The organism is Carnobacterium jeotgali MS3 (assembly GCF_000745125.1).
GTDB classification, from domain to species: Bacteria; Bacillota; Bacilli; order Lactobacillales; family Carnobacteriaceae; genus Carnobacterium_B; species Carnobacterium_B jeotgali.
The window spans coordinates 196,916-222,852 of record NZ_JQNF01000010.1 but is presented as its reverse complement, the minus strand read 5'-3'; the positions used below and the strand labels follow the sequence as shown (position 1 = coordinate 222,852).

Sequence of the window (25,937 nt, the reverse complement as noted above, 5' to 3'; positions counted from 1 at the left end):
TGATAGATGAAAAGGAGATAGAACGAATATGAATACTTTAATTGATGTTTTAAGCGCACCCTCCATTCTAGTAGCCTTTATTGCTTTAGTTGGTCTTTTGGTACAAAAGAAAAAAACGTCGGATGTCATAAAAGGTACAGTTAAAACATTTGTTGGTTTCTTAGTGATACAAGCAGGTGCAGGAATATTAGAAACCTCTTTAGCACCATTCGGTTTAATGTTCCAAGAAGCTTTCAATATTGCAGGAGTTGTTCCAAATAATGAAGCTATCGTTGCATTAGCTTTAACTGAATATGGCACAAACACTGCTTTGATCATGTTCTTTGGAATGGTTGCTAATATTCTAATTGCACGATTCACCAGATTTAAATACATCTTTTTGACAGGACACCATACGTTATATATGGCTTGTATGTTAGCTGTAATAATGGCTGTAGCCGGATTCGATACAATACCTTTAATCATTGCTGGTTCTGTAGCGTTAGGTATTATTATGACTTTATCACCCGCTATTGTTCAACCGTTTATGCGTGAATTACTTGGAAATGATAATGTTGCATTAGGTCACTTTAGCGCAGTAGGTTATGCGGTCAGTGGTTATATTGGAAGAATTTTTAAAAAGGATAAAGAACATTCCACTGAAAATATCAACTTTCCAAAAGGACTTGGTTTCTTACGTGACAGTACAGTAAGTATTGCAATTACTATGATTGTAATGTATTTCATCGTTGCTCTATTTGCAGGTCCTCAGTTTATTGAAGCAGAACTTAGTGGTGGAACAAACTTCTTAGTCTTCTCACTAATTCAAGCAGGTAACTTTGCTGCTGGAGTATTTGTAATCTTAGCAGGTGTTCGTTTAGTTCTAGCAGAAATTGTCCCAGCATTTAAAGGGATTTCTACAAAATTAGTTCCAAATGCTAAACCAGCACTAGATGTTCCAATCATTTTTACTTTTGCTCCCAATGCTGTATTGATTGGTTTCTTCTCTAGCTTTTTAGGAGGAATTGTTAGTCTAGCTATCATGTTGGCTGTAGGAAGTACAGTGATTTTACCAGGAGTTGTACCTCATTTCTTTACAGGGGCTGCAGCTGGAGTATTCGGCAATACAACTGGTGGAATTAAAGGATCTGTAGCAGGTTCATTTGTTAATGGGGTAATTGTTTCATTCTTACCGTTATTCTTAATGCCTGTATTAGGAGATTTAGGTTTTGCAAGTACAACTTTCTCTGATGCCGACTTTGGTGTTAGTGGTCTATTCTTTGGATCATTAGCAAATTATGCAGGGCCAATTGCAATTGTAGTAAGTTTAGTTGTAATTCTTGTATTAATGGCAATACCGTTTAAAAAGAAAACGGCAGAAGCAAAATAAATAAGTCTATTAAATAAGACAATGAATAAAAAGTGGATACTCATTAGTGATGTATTCACTTTTTTTGTAGCATTTTAGAGTAAGCAGGATAATTAACTATTAAAATAGTCGGTTACGGAGGGAGAAAGTACAATGAAAAATGACAATTTAATTTCAGAATTATCTATCAATACTATTCGTACAATTGCGATGGATAGTGTTGAAAAGGCCCAACATGGACATCCAGGTATGCCAATGGGTGCGGCTCCGATGGCGTACAGTCTGTGGAAAAAAGTTTTGAATATAAATCCTAGCAACCCGAAATGGTTTAATAGAGATCGTTTTATCCTATCAGCAGGACATGGCTCATTACTTCAATATATCCTATTGCATCTATCCGGATTTGATCTATCCTTAGACGAAATAAAACGATTTAGGCAATGGAATAGTAAAACACCGGGACATCCTGAATATGGAATTACTCCAGGAGTTGAAGCTACAACCGGACCATTAGGACAAGGAATACCTCAAAGTGTTGGTATGGCACTAGCTGAAAGACATCTAGCTGAAACCTATAATAAAGATGACTTTCCAATCGTAGATCACTTTACCTATACCATTTGTGGGGATGGCGATTTAATGGAAGGTGTGTCTTATGAAGCAGCTTCATTTGCAGGTCATGTTGGTTTAGGACGTCTAATTGTACTGTATGATTCTAATGACATTAGCCTAGATGGAGATTTGAACCGTTCCTTTTCGGAAGATATTCAAAAACGTTTTGAATCAATGAACTGGCATTATCTATTAGTTGAGAATGGTAACGATGTTGATACAGTCGAAAAAGCTATTATTGAAGGCAAAGCAGAACAAAATAAGCCAACAATCATCGAAATTAAAACAATAATTGGTTATGGTGCTCCTACTCTTCAAGGGACTAGTGACATTCATAGTGATCCAATAGGTGCAGAAGAAATAAAAAAAGCTAAAGAATTTTATGGATGGGAATATGAAGATTTCCATGTACCGAAAGAAGTTTATACTGATTTTGAAACAATTCAAAAAAATGGAGAAGAAAAAGAAAAAGAATGGGATCAATTATTTGAACAATACAAAGAAAAATATCCTGATTTAGCTAGAGAACTAAAAAGAATTATAGTAGGGGATTTTTCAGAAAATTGGAATGAAAACTTACCTTTATACACTGAAGGGGAAGTTATAGCAACGAGAGCAAGCGGCAGCGAGATTTTAAATGCGTTAGCAACGAATAGCCCAGAATTAGTGGGAGGATCTGCGGATTTAGATGCTTCAACAAAGACTAGATTAACTAAATATGATAACTTCACAAAATCAAATTATGCAGGTCGTAATGTAATGTTTGGGGTTAGAGAATTTGCCATGGGTGGTATTGCTAATGGGATGGCCTTACATTATCTCAGACCTTTTGTAAGTACATTTTTTGTGTTCTCTGATTATTTGCGACCAGCTATTCGATTATCGGCTTTAATGAATGTGCCAGTGATTTATGTATTTACGCATGATAGCATTGCAGTCGGGCAGGATGGACCGACACATCAACCGGTAGAACAATTGGCAGCTTTTAGAGCAATGCCCAATCTTTCTGTAATTAGACCAGGTGATGCAAATGAAACAAAAGAAGCTTGGAAAATAGCTTTAACACAAAAGGATAGACCTACCATGATTGTTTTGGGAAGACAAGGTTTACCCACACTTGAGAACACAAATAATAAGATAGCAGAAGGCGTTAAAAAAGGGGCATATGTTATTTCTGAAGCAAAAGAAGAGCCAAGTGGAATCCTCATTGCTGCCGGATCTGAAGTTTCGTTAGCCATTAAAGCACAAAGTAAATTGGCTGACGAAAAAATTCACGTAACAGTTGTCAGTATGCCATCATGGGATTTATTTGAAAAACAAACAGAAGAGTATAAAAAGACTATTTTACCAGATAACATTCAAAAACGATTGACGATAGAAATGGGTTCTAAACTCGGTTGGAGGGAGTATGCTGGAACAAAAGGTAGTGTGATGAGTATTGATACATTTGGAGCAGCAGGTCCTGGAGAAGAAGTTATTGAAAAGTATGGTTTCACAGTTGAAAATGTCATTAAACACTATAAAGAAATAAACTAATTGATCTGTTTCTATGCCAGGCCATTTACGGTAAACTAAAATAAGATAATCCATTTAAAAGATGGGTTATCTTATTTTTTTAGGAAGAACAAAGGTAAAGGAGTGAGTGTAAATGGATTTTATGGAATACCATCACCACACAGATAATTCGTTTGACTCCAAAGCTCAGATGAAAGATGTTTGCCAACAAGCGATAAATAAAGGTATCGCTGAAATCTGTTTTACGGAACATTTTTCAGTAAACCCTAAAGCACCGACTTATGGACACATGGATTTCAAACGCTACTTTTCGCAAATTGAGCAATGCCGTGAGTTATTTGGAAGTCAGTTAATCATTAAAGCTGGGATTGAGTTATGCGAGCCGCATTTGATGAAAGAAGACTATCAAGAAGCTTTAGCGGATTTGGAGATAGATTTCATTTTAGGATCTGTTCATAATATCAACGAAGAAAAATTGCGAACTTTTATGGTAGATAAAACGAAGGAAGAAATTTACCAAAACTATTTTGAAGAAGTTTATGAGCTGGTTAGTCAGGCAGATATTGATGTGATTGCACACTTAGACTTAATCAAACGCTACGCAACAGAATCAGTTAGCAATTATACTTTTGATAAGTATAAAGCCATTATTGAAAAAATCTTACTTAAAGCGATAGAGCGAGGTATTGGTATTGAAATCAATACCTCAGGATTATCAAAAAGCGGATTAAAAGAAACTTTTCCATCAATGGCTGTTTTGCGGTTGTATCGCGCATTAGGTGGAGAAATTTTAACAATTGGCTCAGATTCGCACCAGGCTGAAACCGTTGGATTTAATCAAGAGATAGCCATAAAAATGGCAAAAGAAGCTGGCTTTGATAAAGTGTATGTATTTAAAAAGAGACTACCCAGTACAATCTCTCTTAACTAGGCTAGAAATACAGAAACACTCAATTATGAGTGTTTCTTATTTAATTGAAAAATATAGCGCTAACAACTTGTAATTTCATTTTTATAAATGTATAATTGTTTTATGTAAAAGACTAGACAAATCGTCTTGGTTTAAGATAAAAAAAGGAGTGTTTAATAAAATGAATTATGAATTTCCAAAAGGATTCTGGTGGGGATCTGCAGCTAGTGGCCCACAAACAGAAGGCGTTTTTGAAGGCGATAACAAAGGGGACAATATTTGGGATCATTGGTACCGCGAAGAACCAGAAAAATTCTTCAATCAAGTAGGACCAGAAAAAACTTCTTATTTTTACGAAAAATATAAAGAAGATATTCAATTAATGAAAGAAACAGGTCATACGACATTTAGAACGTCTATTCAATGGAGCCGTTTAATTCCGAATGGCACAGGAGAAGTTAATCAAAAAGCTGTTGAGTTTTATAATGACGTAATCAATGAATTGCTTGCAAATGACATCGAACCGTTTATCAACTTGTACCATTTTGATATGCCAATGAAATTACAAGAAAAGGGCGGCTGGTTAGATCGCAAAACGGTAGACGCATATGTAGTATTTGCTAAAACCTGTTTCGAATTATTTGGTGATCGAGTTAAAAAATGGTTTACACATAATGAACCTATCGTACCGGTTGAAGGTGGATACTTATACCAATTCCATTATCCAAATGAAGTGAATATGAAAAAAGCGGTCCAAGTGGCTTATCATGAAGTGCTTTCAAGTGCTAAAGCGATTAAAGTTTATCATGAAATGAACTTAGACGGCGAAATTGGAATCATTCTAAACTTAACACCAAGTTATCCAAGAGATGAATCCAATCCTGAAGATGTAAAAGCAGCACAACTTGCTGATGCATTCTTTAATCGTTCATTCTTAGATCCTTCAGTTAAAGGGGAATTCCCAACAGATTTAGTTGAATTGTTGAAAGAAATCGATCATTTACCAGTTATCGAAGAAGGCGATTTAGAAACAATCAAAAATAATACAGTCAATTTGTTAGGTGTTAACTATTACCAACCTCGTCGAATCAAGGCGAAAGAATCAACAGAAAAACTTGCTGATGGTCCTATGCCGGATGATTATTTTGACAACTACATCAAACCTGATCGTAAAATGAATCCTTACCGTGGATGGGAAATCTACGAAAAAGGAGTATACGATATTTTAACAAACCTAAGAGAAAACTATGGCAATATCCGCTGCTACATTTCTGAAAATGGGATGGGGGTAGAAGGCGAAGAAGCATACGTTAATCCTGATGGAATCATTGAAGATGATTACCGTATTGAATTTGTCAAAGATCATTTAACATTTATGCATAAAGCTATTCAAGAAGGTAGTAATGTACAAGGTTACCATATGTGGACATGTATGGATAACTGGTCATGGACGAATGCTTATAAAAACCGCTATGGGTTTATTGCTGTTGACATAGAAAATGAAGGCAAAAGAACCGTTAAGAAAAGTGGGCGTTGGTTTAAAGAAGTATCTGACGCTAACGGTTTTAATTAAAAAGTACGAAATGATTGGGTTTTCCACTTGGAGAACTCAATTTTTTTATTAACTGTCTTTTTTAACCTAAGTTTAGTTTTTTTAAATAAAAGACTAGACATATATAAAATAAAATGATATTATTTATATGTAATCGATTTCAATAAATTGATAAAAGAACTAAAAAGAGGCCTATTTTTAGTTTGAGTAAATAATTAACGTAAGATTACTTAATAGAGACTTAAAAAAGAAAAGAGGAATATTAGTGAATAATTTTATTGATAAGCTAAGTGAAAAATTACTTCCAGTTGCCGCGAAATTGGGCGAAAATCGTTATCTTAAAGTTTTACGTGACGCATTTATGCTTGCTTTTCCTATTACCATGTTTGGTTCATTCGTAGTTGTATTTAATAACTTGCCATTTTTCAGTGATGATACAAAAGGTTCTTTAGGAAGCTTGTTCGGAAACGGACAAAATGCGACAATGTCAATCCTAACCATTTTCGTTACGTTCGGTATTGGTTACTACTTAAGTAAATCATATGATGTTGAAGGTGCCTTTGGTGGTGCTGTTTCATTAGCTGCATACTTAATCTTAACACCATTCACAATGGTGACTGAAGGCGGAGAAGCAGTCAGTGGTGTATTATCATTAGATCGTTTAGGTGCAAAAGGAATGTTTATCGGAATGATTGCAGCCTTTATTGCAGCTGAAATTTACACACGTATCGTTAAAAAAGGTATCGTAATTAAAATGCCTGATGGTGTTCCGCCAGCAGTTGCAAATTCATTCGCAGCCTTATTACCAGCTCTTATTACATTATTTATCTTCTTAATGGTTAATGCAGCTGTTTCTGGTTTCTTTGATACTAACTTACATGATGTAGTATACTCAGTTATTCAAAAACCGTTAACTGCTCTTGGTAGTGGATTACCAGCTACTTTGATTGCTGTATTCTTCGTACAATTCTTATGGTTCTTTGGATTACACGGTCAAATTATTGTTAACTCAGTAATGGATCCTATCTGGAACACATTAGCATTAGAAAACCTTGATGCTTACAAAGCTGGAGAAGCTTTACCACATATTGTAACTAAACCATTTATGGAAACATACACTGTTGGTATGGGTGGATCAGGTAGTACTTTAATCGTTGTATTATTGTTAGCCTTCTTCATGAAGAGCAAACAAAACAAAGAAATTGGTCGCTTAGCTTTAGCACCTGCAATCTTCAATGTTAACGAACCGTTACTTTTCGGTATGCCTTTAGTATTAAATGCTTCTATCTTTATTCCTTGGATTCTTGCTCCATTAGTAACAACTTCTTTCAACTATGCTATGATGGCTGCAAATATATTCCCAACTCCAACAGGGGTTATCATACCGTGGACAATTCCAGTGGTTATGAATGGGATAATGGCTACAAGTTCAGTAATGGGTGGAGTACTTCAAATTATCGATATGGCTCTTATCGGATTAATCTGGTTCCCATTCCTTAAATTAGTGGATAAAGTAAATCTAAATACTGTTTCTATGACTGACTAATTATAAATACGAAGGCATAAAAACAACAAATATAGAAAGAACTTGCCTTTTTTGGAGGCAAGTTCTTTTTTATTTTTAATAATTTCGAAAAAAAGCTATTTTTATCTGAAATGGCTAGTCTTATTATTTTTATTAAGCTATGATAAATGTGTATAGAAGAACGAGGAGGAACCTCAATGGTAAAATATGAAGCGATAGCAAAAGAAATAAGAAGTCGCATTACAGATGGCATTTACAAAGTGGAATCTCTTATTCCAGATCAAGTGACCTTATCAGAAGAATTTAAAGTTAGTAGAATGACTATCAAAAAAGCGTTAGATATTTTAGCCATGGAAGGATTAATTTATCGTCAGCGTGGTTCTGGAACATTTGTGATGAAAAATTCTCCATTAAATGAAAAAAATGCTGCCGTTAATGAGTACGATGGATTAACTAAACAGATGCAAGGCCACAAATTAGAAAGCAAAATCATCAAATTCACAGTAGAATTTCCAAGTGAAGAAATGATGGAACATCTGATGATTGAAAAAAGTATGCCCGTCTATAATCTTATTCGATTAAGAATTCTGGATGGCAAGCCTTATGTGTTAGAGCATACTTATATGCCAACCGATTTAGCAACGGGATTAACAGAAGAGATTATTGAAGGATCCATTTATAAATATCTTCATGATGAATTAAATATAAAATTTAGCGGAGCCTACCGTAAAATCCGGGCAGATAAAGCGTCAAAATATGATCAAGAATATTTGATTTGTGACGTTCATGATCCTATATTAGAAGTCGAACAAATCGTATATTTAAAAGATGGTCGCCCTTTTGAGCATTCACGAAGCCGTCACCGTTATGATACAAGAAGTTTTACATTTATAGATATGAATCAAAAATTTTAAAGCAATGACGCTCTCAAACTAAGGGGGAGGAAAATTGGCAACGAATCGCAAAAAGTTAGTATTGGATCATTTAAATGAACTAAATAAAGCCGTCACAGCCAAAGATATTGCAGCGGCATTATCTTTGGACCGAACGAATATTAGCCGGTATTTGAATGAATTGTATAAAGAAAATCAAATAAAGAAATTACCAGGTCGGCCAGTGTTGTATCAAGCCACTCTTAGTGATGAAGATACAGAAGAGGAAGACCACAATAAAAAAGCTTTTTCTCGTTTAATTGGATACGATGCTTCTCTAAAAGAGATGGTTCAACAAGCAGAATCGGCAATTTTGTATCCGCCTAATGGATTGCATACGATTATTTTCGGACAAACTGGTACGGGTAAATCACTCTTTGCAGAGTGTATGTATCAGTATGCAGTGGAATCAAAAGCCCTATCTGCCGATGCCCCTTTTATTACCTATAATTGTGCTGATTATGCGCAAAATCCGCAATTGTTATTTGGGCACATTTTTGGTGTGAAAAAGGGATCTTATACTGGTGCTAATCAAGATAGAACTGGATTACTGCACCAAGCAGATAATGGAATTTTATTTTTAGATGAAATTCATCGTTTACCCCCTGAAGGCCAGGAGATGTTATTTACCTTTATTGATAAGGGGATTTATCGTCCATTAGGAGAAAGTAATGAAACGTATCATGCGAACGTTTTGATTATTGGCGCTACGACGGAAAAAGCTGATGTCTTGTTGTCAACCTTTACTCGACGCATACCAATGTCAATCACCTTGCCTGAGTTAGCTGAACGGACTATTGAAGAGCGTTATGAGTTAATTGATAGCTTTTTGAAAAGAGAATCGCAAAGACTCAACCAAAAGATAACGATTGAAAGAGAAGTTTTACTAGCCTTTATGTTGTATCAGCCAGAGGGCAACATTGGCCAATTCCAAAGAGATTTAAAACTTGTTTGTGCAAAAGCCTTTTTAAATTTTAGAACTAAAAAAAGTAACGTTTTGAAAATTGATCAAAAAGATTTGCCTCTTCAAGTTCAAAAAGGATTGCTATTTATTAAAGAGATGCCTAAGTCAATGGAGCGTTTGATTCAACAGGATAAAGCGGAATTTACGTATCAGCCTTTAACTGAAGGAATGGAATCGCAAATTAAAAATGTGATGAATGATACAACTGCAAATAATCTGGTGAGAAAAACGAATGAGAATCTATTGGGAAATTATCAACTGGAAGGGCTAGGTCATAAAAATTATTTTAATGAATATGTTAAAAATTTATCAGAAACATCAGATATACGGCATCAGATGATTGATCCTATTTTAAAAGAATTGATTAAGCAAATGTATAGAATCGCAGAAAAAAGACTTAACCGTTCCTACACTCCTAAAATTGAATTTGCTTTTGCTTTGCATTTGCAGAGTGCATTGGAGCGGATAGCTCAGAATCGACTGATTGAGTTTCCTAATTTGAATGACATCCGCAAAAATTTTCCCAAAGAATTTCAAGTAGCCATTGACTTATCTGCAATGATTGAAGAGACGTATTCTATTGAAATCCCATTTGAAGAAATTGGCTTTATTACCTTATTCCTGACAAAACAAGAAGAAGCAGATAGCATTAAGAAACAGGAAAAAACAACGGCTATTATGGTTTTAATGCACGGGAAAACAACAGCCAGTAGTATGTTAGAGACAGTAAAGGAACTTTTAGAAACAATGGTAGGAATTGCAATTAATATGCCATTGTCGATGAAAGTACAAGTGATGTACAATCGTGTGCGTCAAACGATTATGGAAGACAAAGAGGCTTATGAACAAGGTTTATTGATCCTAACCGATATGGGGTCTCTAAATACCTTTGGAAATATGCTGGCAGAAGATTTAGGCTTACGCATCAAAACCTTACCAATGGTCAGCACGCCAGTTGTTTTAGAGGCGGTAAGAATGGCTAGTATTGGTCGCACATTAGAAGACATCTACCAAAGTTGCCAAACGGTATTGAAAAGTAGTACAAAACAACTGACTTCGATGGATGTTAAGAAAAAGAAAGCCATTTTAGTGACTTGTTTTACCGGTGAAGGAGTGGCTAAAAAATTAGAACAACGCATTCGACCAATTTTAGATTCTGATAATGTCAGTATTATTCCGTTGCAATTTTTGCATCGCGAGGCCTTTAATCAACGTATTGATCAGTTGATGGAAACTTATGAAATTAAAGCAATTGTAGGAACAGTTGAATTTGATTACCAAAATATTCCTTTCTATACTGCTTATGATATTTTTAATGATGAAAAATTACGTTTATTAAAAAATCAAGTTGAAGAAGAGCTGCCAATTAACGAAATGATTCAATCATTAACAGGAACTTTAAATAAAGTTGGTTCGGTGCAACAGTTGATGCATTTCTTACAAAAGTTAATGCAACAATTGAAAAATGAACTGAACGTTATGATTCCTGCAGGTGTCGAAACGGGAATGATGTTGCATATCGCATTCTTAATAGAAGGACTAAAAACGGGAACGATTTTACGTAAGTTCTCTGGTTTAGATGAATACGCTAAAAAGAATCGAATGACTATGGATGTTATCAAAGTAACCTTAATTCCATTAGAAAAACAATATCAGATTGCTATTCCTGAGGATGAAATAGCCTATATTGCTCAGATGATTATTGAAAATAAAGTTAAATTTCATCTTTGAGAATACACACTACTATAGTGTGTATTCTTTTTGTTTGAGTGTGTAAGGTGGAAGGAGTGAAGAAAAGGCTTACTGAATAGGTTTTCATTTGTAAAAGTTGGCACGTTTATTGCAATATAATAAGTGTAAAGCAAATAAAACAATGGAGTGATAAATAATGGCAGAAAAAACAATTATGTTAGTATGTTCAGCAGGTATGAGTACAAGTTTATTGGTAACTAAAATGCAAGCAGCTTCAAAAGCACGCGGTATGGATACTGATATTTTCGCAGTATCTGCAGCAGAAGCGGATAAATATCTTGCAAGCAAAGAAGTTGATGTTTTGTTATTAGGACCTCAAGTTCGCTTCATGAAAGGTCAATTCGAGAAAAAATTGGCTGACAAAAATATACCTTTAGATATTATCAATATGCAAGATTACGGTAAAATGAATGGTGAAAACGTATTAAACAGAGCTATCGAATTAATGAACTAATCAGACGTAACATGGAAAGGAAGTTTTAAAGTGGGACAATCAATCGATATCGAAACAATCATGGGTTTGATCATTCATGGAGGAAATGCTAAAAGTGATGCAATGGAAGCTATTCAAGCTGCAAAAAAAGATGATTTTGAATTGGCAGCTGAAAAGTTAGAATCATCAGATAAATCATTAGTTGAAGCTCATCATGCTCAAACGAGTTTGTTAACGCAAGAAGCATCTGGTGAAGAGCTAACTGTTTCTTTATTAGCTGTGCACAGCCAAGATCATTTGATGAACGCTATTACATTTAAAGATTTAGCATCTGAAGTTGTAGATGTATATAAAAAGCTTGCAGGATTAGCAATCGACTAAATGTAAGTTTATAGTGATTCATAAAAAGTCATAAAAGATTTATTTTATGACTTTTTATTGTATAGCCATCATGAAGATTAACACGAATTAATTTAAATTAGATAACTAGCGATTTTTTAGTTGGAAATATTAATGAAGGAGTGTATAAATTGAAAAGAACTATTCCAGAAAATTTTATTATCGGTGCGGGGTCTTCTGCATGGCAAACAGAAGGATGGAAAGGTAAAAAAGAAGGTCAAGATTCGTATCTTGATACCTGGTATAAAAATGAACGTCATGTTTGGCATGAAGGATATGGACCAGGAGTGGCAACTAATTTTTATGAACGCTACCAAGATGATATTGATTTAATGAAAGAAGTCGGTTTAACTCATTTTAGAACTTCTATCAATTGGTCACGTTTCTTTACGAATTATGAAACGTTAGAAGTTGATGAAGACTATGCTTCATATATCGATCGTTTTGTAGATAGCTTGATTGAAGCAGGTGTTGTACCAATGCTTTGTTTAGAACATTATGAGCTCCCTACTTATTTGTTAGACAAGTACGATGGCTGGAGTTCTAAAAAGGTTGTGGAATTATTTGCGCAATATGCAGAGATTGTTTTTGAGCGTTACGCAGACCGTGTAAAGCATTGGTTTACATTTAATGAACCCGTGGTTATCCAAACACGAACTTACTTAGATGCTATCCGTTATCCACATGAACAAAACACTAAAAAATGGATGCAGTGGAATTACCATAAAGTTCTGGCGACTGCAAAAGTTGTTGAAGTGTACCATAGAAACAACTATGATGGACAAATTGGTGTGGTGCTTAATCCAGAAGTGACCTATCCAAGATCTTCTTCAGAAGCAGATAAAAAAGCAGCCGAGATGTATGATTTGTTTTTCAATCGTATTTATTTAGATCCGTTGGTTAAAGGAACATACCCTGAAGAATTATTTCCGCTTTTAGAAAAACATGATATCTTATTTGATTATACAAAAGACGAGTTGGATATTATTAAACAGAACACGGTAGATTACTTAGGAATCAATTTGTATTACCCAAATCGTGTGAAGGCACCTAATCATCAATGGAATGAACAAGCGCCATTCCATCCAGCGTATTACTATGATCATTTCGAATTACCAGGACGCAAAATGAATAAATCAAGAGGTTGGGAAATTTACCCGCAAATGATGGTTGATTTTGGGATGCGTATCAAGAATGAGTATGGCAATATTCCTTGGATAATTACAGAAAATGGAATGGGTATTGAAGAGGAAGAGCGCTTTATGGACGATAATGGCGTTGTACAAGATGATTACCGAATTGAATTTATTACAGAGCATTTAAATAGTTTGATTGAAGTTACTGAAGCAGGTTCAAACTGTAAAGGGTATATGTTATGGGCCTTTACCGATTGTGTTTCTCCTATGAACGCATTTAAAAACCGCTATGGATTAGTTCGAATTGATTTAGACAATAATAGAGACCGTTCATTAAAGAAATCGGCTTTTTGGTACAAAGATTTAATTGAACAGAGTGAATTTGAGATTCCGGATAAAACAGAAATCAAGTAAAGGCAGCACGTTTAGAACAGTTAACAAGAATAAATAGGATAAAAATGGTAATCTATTATTAATGGATTGCCATTTTTATTTTGAATTCAACTAAAAAAATGTAGCTGTAGTTACTAAGGAGGATAAAAATGATAGCTGAAACAATTGTCGTAAATATGTTGGTTTTTGATGAATTGGTTAAAGAAGGAAAGAAACAGTTAGATTTCTTTGAAGGACTTTCTCAATTGGGCATAAAAAAAGTAGAAATTAGAAGAGACTATATTAAAGAGGAATCTGAATTTAAAGCTCTTAATGAAGCCGCACAATTATACGGGTTTGAATTATTGTATTCTGTGCCAGAACTGCTTTACACAGGACAGATGATGGAAGAAACAACTTTAATCTCTTACGCAAAAGAAGCCAATGAACTAGGAGCGAAGCATTTGAAATTTGGTGCTGGATACTTTGAAGAAGTATCAACAGAAGATGCGCGTATTCTAAATAAAGTAATGCAAGAGTATGGAATTGATCACTTTACGATTGAAAATGGTCAAGAAAGTTATTCGACAGCTGAACAATTAAACCAATTGTGTACCCGGTTAACCGAAAAAGGGGCGACTGTTTCAGTAACCTTTGATACTGGGAACTTTATATTCGTTCATGAAGATCCAGTTAAAAATGCACTAATATTGAAAAAAAATGTAACGTATGTCCATTTGAAAGACATTAAAGCAGCTACAGGAGAAATGACTTTATTAAACGAAGGCGACATTGCTGTCGCTGAAGTACTTAAAGTATTTCCAAGCGACATAAATACGGCGATTGAATACCCATGTGGGCACGACCCATTAGATGGTTTAAAAAAGGAAATAGCCAAACTAGTAGCGATTAAAGAAGAATTAATAAGGTGAAAGCTTTCATCACTTTGTGGTGTATCAGTTTATTAAACTTCTCTTTAGTTTTGTTGTAAACAGTTGTTTTTTTATTAGGAATAATTTATGATTTGTTAGAAAGCTTAGTAGAAGAGGCCATTAGATAGGTATACGTTGAACGTATAGCTGTATAAAAGAAGTCATTAAATAAAAAAGGGGTCCTTTCTTTGAAAATTGGAATAGACAAGATTGGTTTTTATGCGCCACATTTATATGTGGACATGAATAAGTTGGCGGTAGCGAGAAATGTAGAACCAGAAAAATTCACCATTGGTATTGGTCAAGAAAAGATGGCAATTGCTCCAATTACACAAGATCCAGTAACATTAGCAGCAAATGCAGCATTAAATATATTAAATGATGAAGATCGAGCGAAAATTGATTTTGTCATTTTTGGTACAGAGTCAGGCATCGATAATTCAAAATCAGGAGCCGTTTATGTTCATCACTTGTTGGACTTAAATCCCAACGCGCGTTCTATTGAAGTGAAACAAGCTTGTTATGGAGCAACTGCGGGAATTCAAATGGCAAAAGGGCATATTGCCTTAAATCCAGAAAGCAGAGTTTTGGTATTAGGTTCTGACATTGCACGTTATGGATTGAATACTTCAGGAGAGTCTACTCAAGGAGCTGGAGCAGTTGCTATGGTAATCAGCGCAAATCCTAAGATATTGGCTTTAGAAGATAAAAGCGCGTATCTAACGGTCGATATTATGGATTTCTGGCGTCCTGTTTATTCAGACAAAGCTTTTGTAGACGGCAAGTTTTCAAATGAACAATACATTCACTTTTTCAATACTGTTTGGGAACAATACAAAGCTAAATCTGATTTAGCTTTAAATGATTTTGAAGCCATCTGTTTCCATTTGCCTTACACAAAAATGGGACTTAAAGCCTTGAGAACAGTATTAGAAGAAGCAAATGAAGTAGATCAAGAACGCTTATTAGCTAATTACAAATCAAGCACACTATATAATCGCAACGTTGGAAATATCTATACTGGTTCACTGTACTTGAGCTTAGTTTCATTGCTTGAACAAGGTGACCAGTTAAAAGATGGTTCTCGTATCGGACTGTACAGTTACGGATCTGGTGCAGTGGGAGAATTCTTTACGGGTATTTTACAACCAAACTACCGCGAATATTTGCAAGTAGAAAAACATGCTAATTTGTTTGCGGCTCGAACAGAGATCTCTATTGAAGAGTATGAAGCTGTTTTCCAAGAAACCGTTCCAGTTGATGGATCGACCGCAGAATTTGATGCTACAAAAGACACAGCAGCTATTTATTTAGCGGGTATAAAAGACAACATGCGTCAATACGTTACTAAAAAAAATTAAAAAAATGAGGTGCGATTTTAAAATCGCACCTCATTTTTTAATTATCTAAAACATTAATGTGTGAAAGTAATTCTTTTGCGGTTGCTAAGTTCATGTTTTTAGCGTGTTTTAATTGTTCTGCAACTTGCTCAATGGCTGTTCCAGTAGCTCCAGCACTGATGGCTAGAGAACGTGCTTGCAAGCCCATATGTCCCTTTTGGATACCTTCAGTCACTAATGCTTTAAGAGCTGAGAAATTTTGAGCCAGTCCAACGGAAACAATCACAGCTTCTAATTCTTTAGCAGATTCGTATCCTAACAAGCGTTTGCTGAACTGAGCAGCAGGATGAATTGAAATGGAGCCCCCAACTGACCCTACAGGCAAAGGCAATGTCAATTGGCCAATCAAATCACCGTTTTCAGCTTTTTTCCAAGTAGAAAGAGCACGATACTGTCCACTGCGGGAAGCATAAGCATGAGCGCCAGCAGAAATTGCTCGCCAATCATTTCCTGAAGCTAAAACAACAGCATCAATGCCATTCATAATGCCTTTATTATGAGTGACAGCTCGGTAAGGATCGACATATGCCAGTTGCCCAGCTTCAATTAAACGATCTCGTACCTCTTCTCCAGAATAGTTAGAGTTAGGTCTTTTTAACAGGTGCACCGGAATTTGACAAACAGCAGTAGCTAAACATTCCGTTGCGTAGTTAGAAAGGATACTCATCAAAGCCGTACCACCCGTTAATTCTTCAAGATAAGCCGTAATGCCTTCCATCATCGTGTTGATAATATTAGCACCCATGGCTTCAAGAGTAGATACATGCAAATGCACCATCAAAAATGCTGGTGTTGCAGCTTCAGGATTTGCTTCAATAACGCGAACAAACAATTCAGTGGCTCCGCCTCCGCGCTTGACGATGGAAGGGTGTGCTTCATTAGCTTTTTTGAGAATATCTTGTTTATATTTGGCCAAGTTACTTTTTGCAAGAGTTAAATCAGGAACCTCTTTTAAAGCGACTTGTCCAATCATTATGCGATCTGAAATTGTTGTTTTAAATCCGCTAGCTTGAGCAATGATTTTAGCTCCAGCGCTGGCCGCAGCGATAACAGAAGGTTCTTCAATGGCCATCGGTACGATGTAGTCTTTATCATCAACTAAAAAGTTTAAGGCTACTCCCAGTGGCAGTTCGTAATTGGCTAAATAATTTTCAATCATATTATCCGCTAGTTCATCTGCCAAATGTAGGTTATGGGTTAACAGGAAATCGTCAGCAGTTAGCACATCTGCGGCTACAAGAGCCTTTTTTCTTTCAGTAGGACTCTTTTTGTAAAATTTATCTAAATAAGTTTTATCCATCTCACTATTCTCCTCGTGATTCGCTCTTAGTCAAAGTTTACCATATTCTATTCTTATTCTTGAATATATTTTTTTGGCTTTTCCTCAAACAGTTAAGCATAAACTAAATTCATCTATCCACACTAAGAAGGATAGAGCCAATTTTTAATCAAGAAAAATAAAAACCTCCCATCCAGAGCTTTTAGAGCCAGGGATGGGAGGTTTTTATTCGTTTTATTCATTTATTAATTGGTCAAGAATAATTATTTTGCTTCTTCTTCTTTTTCTCCAATTAATTCAGGTTCAACAGCTTCAGCAGCTGTTTCAGGTTCTTCAGCAGATGGAGGTAAGACACTTACTACTGTTTGTTCAGGATCACTTAATACTGTGATAGACTTATCAACTTTGATATCTGAAACGGTTAATGCATCTCCAATTTCTAATGCACCAGCATCCAATGTGAATTCAGTTGGAATGTTAGCTGGAAGAGTTTCGATTTCTAATTCATTTAATGTTTGAGAAACAATCCCACGTTTAACATTCTCAGCGTTTTCTACATTAATTTGAACCGTAACCGTTAATTTTTCACCTTTTTGGACAACTTGCAATTCAACATCTAAAATTTGATTTACAAGAGTTGCACTTTGAATCTCTTTGATAATTACTTGGTGAGTTTCTCCACCTTTAACGACAACGTCAAAGATAGCATTTTTACCTAATGTTTTTAAAACATTATCTAAATCTTTACTATCTAATGATACTGGAGTACTTGTGATACCTTTACCGTTAATAACGGCAGTAACTTTCTTTTCTTTTCTGTCGCGAGTAGCCGCTGCAGATCCGACCTCTGTTCTTAAAATAGCATTGACTTTCATATATATATTTCCCCTTTCAAACTATGGTGATGAGTGGTTAAAGCTGCTTTTACTACTTAAACTAGCCAAGCAGAATTAAAAACCTTACAATGTGAGTATAGCAAACAAACACAAAAGAAGCTATTTTAACGACTTTTGAAAAATGATCAAACAAGCAGTTTGCTGCTTTCAACAAACTGAAATATGCGAGAAACTAAAAGGAATTATTCACTAGAATAAAAGCAAACCTAACAGGTAGTAGAGAGGGAAATGGAATATGAAACTAAATAAAAAAGACCGCATTCTTTTTATTGGAGATAGTGTGACAGATGGCGACCGTGACCGAACAACTGGAGCAGATTTAGGTCAGAGCTATCCTTTAATAATCGCTAAAAATTTAACAAAGCATTATCCTGAGTTAGAGCTAACGTTTTTTAATCGTGGAATCGGAGGAGATAAATTAAGCGATATGGCTGCACGCTGGAGAGAAGACTGCCTGGTTTTAAAACCAACAATCGTTTCTATTTTAATCGGAATCAATGATACCTGGCATACTGTTGGCCAAGAACAATTTGGACGCATAGAGGAATTGCAACGCTTTGAGCAACAATACCGTTTATTGCTAGAATCCTTGCAAAGGGAACTTAAGTGTCAAATTATTTTAATGGAGCCTTTTGTGCTCCCTTATCCAAAGGATCGTGAAGCATGGCGCCATGACTTAAATCCACGAATTGAAGTGGTGCGAAAACTAGCTAACGAATTTCAAGCGGATCTGATCCCACTTGATGGTATACTGAATACTATCGGAATCAAAAAAACCTACGCTTACTTGACAGGAGAAGATGGGGTCCATCCTACACCAGCTGGACATAGAACTATTGCAAATGCATGGCTTAAAGCAGTAGAAAAGGATTAAAGGGCAATCAACGAAAGGGGTGAATGCGAATGAAAGATATCAGCAAACTGATTCAGGGAAAAAAACTATCCGAACTGGATATAAAAGTTTTGCATTACATTATTGAAAATATCGATGATGTATTAGATAAAGGTGTAAGAGGCGTAGCAAAAGACAACTATACTTCTCCGTCAACTATTATTCGTTTATCAAAGAAGTTAGGTTATACGGGTTTTATTGACTTATATTATCAGCTACTTCCAATGGTTAATCGAACAGTAGGTCAACAAACAGACAACGATGAAGATTTTTTGCGCATCAGTCAACAAGATTTTTTTAAGGAAAATAGTAAAGAAGACATTGATCAGTTCATCCGACAGGTTCTATGTTTAAAGCAAAAATACATCTTTATTTATGCAACTGGATTTTCGGCAATCATGGCAGAGTATCTCTATAAAAAACTATTGGTATTAGGTAAAAAAACTGTTATCGCTACAGGTACCGACTCGATTGGTGTCTTTGAAAATAATTTAGAAGACATTGGCGCCTTTATTGTGATTTCAAAATCTGGCGAAACACAACAAGTAATTGATAAGTTGCTTGTCGCAAAGGATCAGGGAATATTTACGATTACTTTTACAAAAGAAACAGACAATCGGGCTGCTGAATTAGCGGATTTAAACTTTAAACTAACCGACAATAATAAACTGGATGATCGAAATATGTTGCCGAATAGTTTTTTTCCTAGATTACTGATGTTGGTGGAGTATATTTTCAAAATGTATCTTGATGGATTACAAAAGGAAATTACAGATGAATGAAACGTGTTTCTAAGTTGCGGAACACGTTTTTTGTGTGCCCATAATGCTATACAATAAATCGCTTTCAAGATAAACTAGGTTTATGAAAAGAAATGAAACAATAAAAAATTGGAGGTAAGAAGTATGAAAGAAAAAGTGATGGATGGTATGCAACGATTCTCAAAAGCGATGTTTATCCCTGTATTGATTTTACCTATCGCAGGAATCTTGATTGCAATCGGTAATTTATTTACAAATGCGAAGTTGATTGAAACCGTTCCCTTTTTAAATAATCCCATCACAATGGGTTTTGGTGCTATTTTATCTAGCTCGTTAGTTTCTATATTAAGCAACCTTGGACTAATATTTTGTATTGGACTAGCCGTTGGATTAGCTAAAAAGAAAAAGTCAGAAGCAGGATTTACTGCTGTACTAGGATACTTAGTGTTTATCAATGCGATGAACAAATTTATGGAACTTAGTGGGGTATTATTCGAAGGTGAATCATTACAAGGTACTGGACAGACCATGGTATTAGGTGTTCAAGTACTCGATATGGGTGTTTTTCTTGGCATTATATTAGGTATCGTAACAGCACTTGTACATAACAAGTTTTGTGAGAAAGAATTTAATAACGCATTTCAAATTTATGGTGGAACGCGTTTCGTATTCATCTTATTGATTCCAGTAGTCGTTTTATTGGCTATTGCTTTCACATATATCTGGCCGTTTTTCCAAAGCGGCATCAATAGCTTAGGAACATTAATTAATCAAAGCGGAAATTTTGGGATTTTCTTATATGGAACGTTAGAACGCTTATTAATTCCGACAGGACTGCATCACTTGGTTTATACACCGTTCTTGTACACGTCACTAGGAGGCATTCAAGAAGTTGGAGGGCAAATTTTTGAAGGAGCAAGAAATATTTACTTTGCTGAAATCGCCGATCCAAGTGTCAGAGTTTTATCTCCAAGCGTGATTTGGGATGCACGTGGGATTTCAAAAATGTTTGGTTTAATTGGAGCCTGTTTAGCCATGTATCACACAGCTAGCCCTGAGAATAAAAATAAAGCAAAAGCTATTTTAATTCCAGCAGTGGTTACTTCATTTGTAGCAGGAGTAACAGAACCGATTGAATTTTCATTCATGTTCGTAGCTCCATTGTTATTTATTGTCCATGCAGCGTTAAGTGGATTAAGTATGGTGGTGTTGAATTTATTGAGTGTTCGAGCTATTGGACCAAATGGCTTCATCGATTTCCTGTTGTACAATGTGCCATTAGGTATTGAGAAAACGGGTTGGCCAATGTACATCTTGGTTGGTCTCGTATTCTTCGCAATCTATTACGTTACTTTCCGTTTCTTGATTACTAAATTCAAGTTTAAAACGATTGGTCGTGAAGATACTGGTCAGGAAACAAAGCTTTACTCTAAGAAAGAATACAATGAAAGCAAGGCTGCTAAACCTGCCTCCGGTGGTGCAGAGAATCAAGGGGATACGGGTTTAGCAAGCACGATTGTTGCAGCATTGGGAGGACCAGACAATATTGATACGGTAACTAATTGTTACACACGTTTGAGGTTAACCTTGCATAACCCCGGTATAGTAGATGAGCAGTCTTTAAAAAATGATACAGGAGCAAGTGGAGTAATCATTAAAGACCACAATGTCCACGTTGTTTATGGGTTGCAAGTGAGCAGTGTGAGAAAATCAGTCGATCACTATTTAGGAAGAGAATCAGAAGAATAAATAAAAAGATAAGATGAAAGGAAGTTATGACTAATGAAGAAATTTTCAATCGTAATCGCAGGAGGCGGAAGCACCTTTACACCAGGAATCGTCATGATGTTGCTCGAAAATGTGGATCGTTTTCCAATTCGAACGCTAAAATTATATGATAATGATGGAGAAAGACAAGCTGTTTTAGGAGAGGCACTTGAAATATTATTGAAAGAGCAAGCACCCGAAATTGATTTTTCTTATACAACGGATCCAAAAGAAGCTTTTACGGATGTTGATTTTTGTATGGCACATATCCGAGTTGGAAAGTACGCAATGCGTGAACAAGATGAAAAAATTCCGTTGAAATATGGAATCGTAGGTCAAGAAACATGTGGACCTGGTGGAATTGCTTATGGAATGCGTAGTATCACAGGCATGATGGAAATTATTGATTATATGGAAGAGTATTCTCCAGATGCTTGGATGCTGAACTATTCTAACCCAGCAGCTATCGTAGCGGAGGCATGTCGTGTCATGCGTCCTAATGCAAAAGTACTCAACATTTGCGATATGCCTGTGGGAACGTTAAGAAGAATGTCTCAAATTATTGGAAAAACGCCAGCTGAATTAGAAGTCCGTTATTTTGGATTAAATCATTTTGGTTGGTGGACAAGTGTGAAAGATATTGCAACTGGCCATGAATACCTAGATGAGATTAAAGAATATGTTGCTGAAAATGGTTATTTGACACAAGTTGAAGTCGATACTCAACATATGGATGAGAGCTGGCAAGCGACTCATAAAAAAGCTAAAGATTTATTGGCTATTGAACCTCGTTTCTTACCGAATACGTATTTGAAATATTATTTTTACCCAGATTATGAAGTAGCTCATTCTAATCCTGAATTCACGCGTGCAAACGAAGTGATGGCTGGTCGTGAAAAAGAAGTATTTACAGCTGCTAAAGAAATCATTGAAAAAGGCACAGCTGAAAATAGCAACTTCCATATTGATAGTCACGCTTCTTTTATTGTTGATTTAGCCCGTGCTATTGCTTTTAATACACATGAAAGAATGTTATTGATTGTAGAAAATAATGGCGCTATCGCTAACTTTGATGATGATGCTATGGTAGAAGTTCCTTGTATCGTCGGTAGTGATGGCCCAGAACCATTAGCACAAGGGAAGATTCCTCAATTTGAGAGAGCTTTAATGTTGCAACAAGTCACAGCTGAAAAAATGGTTGTTGAAGCGTACATTGAAGGAAGCTACCAGAAATTATGGCAAGCTTTGTGCTTGTCTAAAATTGTGCCAAATGCAGCGGTAGCTAAAAACTTATTAGATGATTTAATTATTGCTAACAAAGGTTTCTGGCCAGAATTAAATTAAAAAACAGCATAGACTAAGCAAGAAAAGGAGAATACGTTCATCTTTTCTTGCTTTTTTACTCAAAAAAATAATGAAACCAAAAGTGACAGTAGACATTATTTGAAAATGGTTCATAATAGTAAGAGTATGCGTGATGCAATCGGTTGCAGAGAGATTTAATGGTTTGAATCATCGCGTAATGAATTTGAAAGATAGTTGTATCAAAGCAAGGAGGACTAAATTTATGATAAAACAACCAAAATATACCATTGGAGTGGACATTGGGACAACCAGTACAAAAGCCGTTTTGTACCAAGAAGACCTTCAAGTGGTCGATAGTACATATGTAGGTTACGCTATTAGTCAAACTGAAGCAGGAATGGCAGAGCAGGATCCAAAGGCAATTTTCCAAGCAGTCCTTTCGGTTATTCGAACATTGATGGAAAAAGACAAAGAAATCAAAAACCAAGTGGACTTTATTTCTTTCTCAAGTGCCATGCATAGCGTGATTGTTGTAGATGAAAAAGATGAATTATTAACAAATTGCATTATTTGGGCGGATAATCGTCCAGCCGATTTAGTTGCTCAGTTAAAAGAGACCACAGATTGGAGAGCTTTATACCAGAAAACGGGGACTCCTGTTCATTCTATGACACCACTGAGTAAAATAATGTGGCTAAAAGAATATTTCCCTACTATTTTACAAAAAGCAAAGAAGATTATTGGCATTAAAGAATATGTTCTGTACCAGTTGACTGGCGAATACAAAATTGATTATTCGATTGCTTCAGCGACAGGCTTGTTCAATATTCGTGAATTGGCATGGGATAAAGAAATTCTTGAACTTGTCGAAATCGAAGAGTCTATGTTATCCCAACCTGTTGATGTAACGCATCGCTGGCAGACTATCCGTGAGTTTTATGCGGAACAGATGGCAATTGATTCAAAAACAGATTTAGTTATTGGAGCCAGTGATGGTTGCCTATCTAATCTTGGGGTTGGAGCAATGGATCCTGGAGAAACAGCAATCACAATCGGGACGAGCGGAGCAATACGCATGGTAACCAATCAAATTGTATTGGATGCAGAAGGTAGAACATTTTGCTACTACTTATCAAAAAATCGTTGGGTCATCGGTGGCGCTGTAAATAATGGTGGCAATGTGATGGCCTGGTTGACGTCTGTACTTTATCCTGAAGGAAGCCAATTAATGGACAATAAGGTTGAAACAGAATTGGAGCAGCTTAATCGTTTAGCTGAAATAGTAACCCCAGGTGCAGATGGGTTGTTTTTCTTGCCGTACTTAAATGGAGAACGTGCGCCACTATGGGAGTCAGAAGCTACTGGTAGTTACATCGGTTTAGCTTCTCGTCATACTACTGGACATATGGTAAGAGCAGCTATGGAAGGCGTAATGTTTAATCTCTATGAAGTTTGGCAGCTCATTCAAGAAGTTGGTGGTCCTTCTAAAACAATTAAAGTAACGGGTGGTTTTTTAAATTCTCCTTTATGGAAGCAAATGCTTGCAGATATATTTGGTAGACCGATGCAGCAGCCGACTAGCTTTGAAAGTTCTTGTTTAGGAGCAGTGCTGCTTGGGAAAGTGGATAATGAGATCTTGGAAAGTTCGATCATCCAACATAAACCTGTTTTATTAGATCAAAAAACGGAGCCTGAGATTTGGATGCAGCCAAATGAACAAACGACTGAAAACTACAAAAAAATCATTCCTACTTATCAAAAACTAGCCAAAGAGATGACTAAAGTACGTAAAATTCTGGGTGAAGTAAATTAAATTACAAGTAAGCAAAAAACAGAGCAGATTTTTCTGCTCTGTTTTTTGCTTACACCTATTGTCTTTAAAAATAGAAAGATTCTTTAGGATAAAGAAACTATGCTATACTAAATTTGGATTTACATACGAGTAATGCAGTTGAAACAGCGGCTGGTAGCCATTATGGGAAAGGGAGGACACACAAAATGGATTATAGAACTCTGATGGATATCGCTATATTAGCAGGGAAAATCATGTTAGAAAGCAACGCTGAAACGTATCGTGTTGAAGACACAATGAATCATATTTTGAAAACATCAAAATTCGAAACCACTGAAGCTTTTGCAATTGCAACTGGATTAGTGGCTACGCTAGATGATCCTAGTATCGAAGACCCGATCACAGTTGTTAAACGAATCAGCTTGCGCGATACAAATTTAAATAATATTGCTACTGTAAACACCATATCCCGTCAATTGACGACTGGAGAAATAACGATTCCAGAAGCGTATGATGCTTTACAGGATATTGGGAAAGTACAGTACAAGCGACTATATAAAGATTTTGCTATAGCAGCATTAGCAGCTTCGTTTGCTCTATTACTAGGAGGCGGTCTAGTTGAAATACTGGCTGCTGGAATTAACGGTGGCTTGCTGGCGCTAGTATTAAAAGGCGAGAAAAAGTTGGATATGGGATCATTTGTACGAAATGTTTTATCGTCTGCGGTTATATCAGTAGGAGCTGGGTTGATGCAGGCGTTTATTTTCCCAACGCTTAATATAAATCTGGTCATAACGGGAACAATCATGCCTTTAGTTCCAGGAACAGCGATTACAAATGCGATTCGAGATACTTTACAAGGAGACTACATGTCTGGTGGTGCGAAAGCCTTAGAAGCTTTCGTGATTGCTCTCTCAATCGCCATAGGGGTAGCCATTGGATTAGTTGTTATTGGAGGTGCTCTCTTTGATTAGTCAAATCATAGGAGCTTTTCTGGCAGTCACCGCAGCGGCTGTCATCTTAGAATCGCCTAAAAAACATATTGTTACAGCAGCTATTGTAGGAGCTGTAGGTTGGGCAGTTTATTTGCTTTGTATTGATGCACTAGGATCTGTTGGAGCTACCTATATTTCAGGATTAGTGATTTCAACGCAATCGCATATTTTCTCGCGCATGTTTAAAGTTCCAGTAACTATTTTCTTTCTTCCTGGATTTTTCCCGTTGGTACCAGGTTCGGGTATGTATTTAACGGTCTATGAATTTATTCAAGGCAATACTAATTTAGCACAAGCGCACCTGCAGAATACCATCCAAATAGCAGGGATGATTGCCTTGGCAATTTTCACTGTTGATACCATTTTCAAAGTAATCAAAAGGACACAGCAACTAAAAAACACACATTAAACTCATTGAAGAAGCCAAGAACCTAAATTGCGTTCTTGGCTTCTTAACAGTTATTTATC

Annotated in this window: 21 protein-coding genes; 19 read left to right on the top strand and 2 right to left on the bottom strand. The window is 36.0% G+C overall.

Annotated elements, in window-relative coordinates; translation table 11 throughout:
* The first annotated feature begins 28 nt into the window (after positions 1-28).
* The 12 genes from BP18_RS08580 to BP18_RS08525 all read left to right on the top strand — a co-directional run bounded on the left by BP18_RS08580 (position 29) and on the right by BP18_RS08525 (position 15,743).
* On the top strand, positions 29-1,369 hold the full coding sequence (locus tag BP18_RS08580) for a PTS ascorbate transporter subunit IIC (protein WP_007721082.1): 1,341 nt from the start codon (positions 29-31) through the stop codon (positions 1,367-1,369).
* A gap of 132 nt (positions 1,370-1,501) precedes the next feature.
* Positions 1,502-3,496 carry a transketolase gene (gene tkt / locus BP18_RS08575; protein ID WP_035050589.1) on the top strand — a complete coding sequence of 665 codons (1,995 nt, stop codon included), beginning with the start codon at positions 1,502-1,504 and terminating at the stop codon, positions 3,494-3,496.
* Between the two features lie 112 nt (positions 3,497-3,608).
* Positions 3,609-4,406 (top strand): histidinol-phosphatase HisJ family protein, encoded by a 798-nt coding sequence (locus BP18_RS08570; RefSeq protein ID WP_029276738.1) that lies wholly within the window; start codon positions 3,609-3,611, stop codon positions 4,404-4,406.
* Between the two features lie 160 nt (positions 4,407-4,566).
* Positions 4,567-5,958, top strand: a complete 1,392-nt coding sequence (locus BP18_RS08565) for a glycoside hydrolase family 1 protein (protein ID WP_029276736.1) — start codon at positions 4,567-4,569, stop codon at positions 5,956-5,958.
* Positions 5,959-6,202: 244 nt separating this feature from the next.
* On the top strand, positions 6,203-7,483 hold the full coding sequence (celB, locus tag BP18_RS08560; protein WP_029276734.1) for a PTS cellobiose transporter subunit IIC: 1,281 nt from the start codon (positions 6,203-6,205) through the stop codon (positions 7,481-7,483).
* 176 nt (positions 7,484-7,659) lie between these two features.
* Complete coding sequence (locus BP18_RS08555) at positions 7,660-8,376, top strand: GntR family transcriptional regulator (protein WP_007721074.1); 717 nt, start codon at positions 7,660-7,662, stop codon at positions 8,374-8,376.
* A gap of 34 nt (positions 8,377-8,410) precedes the next feature.
* Positions 8,411-11,089, top strand: coding sequence for a sigma 54-interacting transcriptional regulator (locus tag BP18_RS08550; RefSeq protein ID WP_029276732.1), 2,679 nt, complete (start codon positions 8,411-8,413; stop codon positions 11,087-11,089).
* A gap of 157 nt (positions 11,090-11,246) precedes the next feature.
* The gene (locus BP18_RS08545) at positions 11,247-11,564 is read left to right on the top strand and encodes a PTS sugar transporter subunit IIB (protein WP_007721071.1); all 318 of its coding nucleotides are present in this window, start codon (positions 11,247-11,249) and stop codon (positions 11,562-11,564) included.
* A 60-nt stretch (positions 11,565-11,624) separates the two neighbouring features.
* Complete coding sequence (locus BP18_RS08540; protein ID WP_197050122.1) at positions 11,625-11,924, top strand: PTS lactose/cellobiose transporter subunit IIA; 300 nt, start codon at positions 11,625-11,627, stop codon at positions 11,922-11,924.
* A 149-nt stretch (positions 11,925-12,073) separates the two neighbouring features.
* On the top strand, positions 12,074-13,492 hold the full coding sequence (locus BP18_RS08535) for a glycoside hydrolase family 1 protein (protein WP_029276729.1): 1,419 nt from the start codon (positions 12,074-12,076) through the stop codon (positions 13,490-13,492).
* A gap of 128 nt (positions 13,493-13,620) precedes the next feature.
* Entirely contained in the window at positions 13,621-14,382 is a 762-nt protein-coding gene (locus BP18_RS08530) for a sugar phosphate isomerase/epimerase family protein (protein WP_029276727.1), read from the top strand.
* A gap of 188 nt (positions 14,383-14,570) precedes the next feature.
* Positions 14,571-15,743 (top strand): hydroxymethylglutaryl-CoA synthase, encoded by a 1,173-nt coding sequence (locus BP18_RS08525; protein ID WP_007721060.1) that lies wholly within the window; start codon positions 14,571-14,573, stop codon positions 15,741-15,743.
* A gap of 37 nt (positions 15,744-15,780) precedes the next feature.
* Here the strand turns inward: BP18_RS08525 and BP18_RS08520 are convergent, their stop codons facing one another.
* Together BP18_RS08520 and BP18_RS08515 are read right to left on the bottom strand one after the other, a co-directional pair.
* Positions 15,781-17,082 carry a hydroxymethylglutaryl-CoA reductase, degradative gene (locus BP18_RS08520; RefSeq protein ID WP_007721058.1) on the bottom strand — a complete coding sequence of 434 codons (1,302 nt, stop codon included), beginning with the start codon at positions 17,080-17,082 and terminating at the stop codon, positions 15,781-15,783.
* Positions 17,083-17,324: 242 nt separating this feature from the next.
* The gene (locus BP18_RS08515) at positions 17,325-17,936 is read right to left on the bottom strand and encodes a 50S ribosomal protein L25 (protein ID WP_029277245.1); all 612 of its coding nucleotides are present in this window, start codon (positions 17,934-17,936) and stop codon (positions 17,325-17,327) included.
* Positions 17,937-18,192: 256 nt separating this feature from the next.
* Here BP18_RS08515 and BP18_RS08510 point away from each other — a divergent pair, with 256 nt between their 5' ends.
* From BP18_RS08510 to BP18_RS08480, 7 genes are all read left to right on the top strand, one after another.
* A complete protein-coding gene (locus tag BP18_RS08510) occupies positions 18,193-18,831 on the top strand; it encodes an SGNH/GDSL hydrolase family protein (RefSeq protein ID WP_035050588.1) in 639 nt (212 codons plus the stop codon).
* A 29-nt stretch (positions 18,832-18,860) separates the two neighbouring features.
* Positions 18,861-19,631 (top strand): MurR/RpiR family transcriptional regulator, encoded by a 771-nt coding sequence (locus BP18_RS08505; RefSeq protein ID WP_029277242.1) that lies wholly within the window; start codon positions 18,861-18,863, stop codon positions 19,629-19,631.
* A gap of 123 nt (positions 19,632-19,754) precedes the next feature.
* Complete coding sequence (locus BP18_RS08500) at positions 19,755-21,359, top strand: PTS transporter subunit EIIC (RefSeq protein ID WP_029277240.1); 1,605 nt, start codon at positions 19,755-19,757, stop codon at positions 21,357-21,359.
* Between the two features lie 33 nt (positions 21,360-21,392).
* The gene (locus BP18_RS08495) at positions 21,393-22,721 is read left to right on the top strand and encodes a 6-phospho-alpha-glucosidase (protein WP_007721051.1); all 1,329 of its coding nucleotides are present in this window, start codon (positions 21,393-21,395) and stop codon (positions 22,719-22,721) included.
* Positions 22,722-22,944: 223 nt separating this feature from the next.
* The gene (locus BP18_RS08490; RefSeq protein ID WP_029277238.1) at positions 22,945-24,495 is read left to right on the top strand and encodes a gluconokinase; all 1,551 of its coding nucleotides are present in this window, start codon (positions 22,945-22,947) and stop codon (positions 24,493-24,495) included.
* 185 nt (positions 24,496-24,680) lie between these two features.
* Positions 24,681-25,448, top strand: coding sequence for a threonine/serine exporter family protein (locus BP18_RS08485; protein ID WP_007721047.1), 768 nt, complete (start codon positions 24,681-24,683; stop codon positions 25,446-25,448).
* Positions 25,441-25,878 (top strand): threonine/serine exporter family protein, encoded by a 438-nt coding sequence (locus BP18_RS08480; RefSeq protein ID WP_007721045.1) that lies wholly within the window; start codon positions 25,441-25,443, stop codon positions 25,876-25,878. Before BP18_RS08485 ends, BP18_RS08480 begins: the two co-directional genes overlap by 8 nt.
* Positions 25,879-25,937 lie beyond the last annotated feature (59 nt).

Excerpts from the sequence above, each read along its gene's own strand:
- BP18_RS08580 (WP_007721082.1), top strand. The coding sequence starts at position 29 with ATGAATACTTTAATTGATGTTTTAAGCGCACCCTCCATTCTAGTAGCC.
- tkt (WP_035050589.1), top strand. The coding sequence starts at position 1,502 with ATGAAAAATGACAATTTAATTTCAGAATTATCTATCAATACTATTCGT.
- BP18_RS08570 (WP_029276738.1), top strand. The coding sequence starts at position 3,609 with ATGGATTTTATGGAATACCATCACCACACAGATAATTCGTTTGACTCC.
- BP18_RS08565 (WP_029276736.1), top strand. The coding sequence starts at position 4,567 with ATGAATTATGAATTTCCAAAAGGATTCTGGTGGGGATCTGCAGCTAGT.
- BP18_RS08555 (WP_007721074.1), top strand. The coding sequence starts at position 7,660 with ATGGTAAAATATGAAGCGATAGCAAAAGAAATAAGAAGTCGCATTACA.
- BP18_RS08545 (WP_007721071.1), top strand. The coding sequence starts at position 11,247 with ATGGCAGAAAAAACAATTATGTTAGTATGTTCAGCAGGTATGAGTACA.
- BP18_RS08540 (WP_197050122.1), top strand. The coding sequence starts at position 11,625 with ATGGGTTTGATCATTCATGGAGGAAATGCTAAAAGTGATGCAATGGAA.
- BP18_RS08530 (WP_029276727.1), top strand. The coding sequence starts at position 13,621 with ATGATAGCTGAAACAATTGTCGTAAATATGTTGGTTTTTGATGAATTG.
- BP18_RS08520 (WP_007721058.1), bottom strand. The coding sequence starts at position 17,082 with ATGGATAAAACTTATTTAGATAAATTTTACAAAAAGAGTCCTACTGAA.
- BP18_RS08515 (WP_029277245.1), bottom strand. The coding sequence starts at position 17,936 with ATGAAAGTCAATGCTATTTTAAGAACAGAGGTCGGATCTGCAGCGGCT.
- BP18_RS08510 (WP_035050588.1), top strand. The coding sequence starts at position 18,193 with ATGAAACTAAATAAAAAAGACCGCATTCTTTTTATTGGAGATAGTGTG.
- BP18_RS08505 (WP_029277242.1), top strand. The coding sequence starts at position 18,861 with ATGAAAGATATCAGCAAACTGATTCAGGGAAAAAAACTATCCGAACTG.
- BP18_RS08500 (WP_029277240.1), top strand. The coding sequence starts at position 19,755 with ATGAAAGAAAAAGTGATGGATGGTATGCAACGATTCTCAAAAGCGATG.
- BP18_RS08495 (WP_007721051.1), top strand. The coding sequence starts at position 21,393 with ATGAAGAAATTTTCAATCGTAATCGCAGGAGGCGGAAGCACCTTTACA.
- BP18_RS08490 (WP_029277238.1), top strand. The coding sequence starts at position 22,945 with ATGATAAAACAACCAAAATATACCATTGGAGTGGACATTGGGACAACC.
- BP18_RS08485 (WP_007721047.1), top strand. The coding sequence starts at position 24,681 with ATGGATTATAGAACTCTGATGGATATCGCTATATTAGCAGGGAAAATC.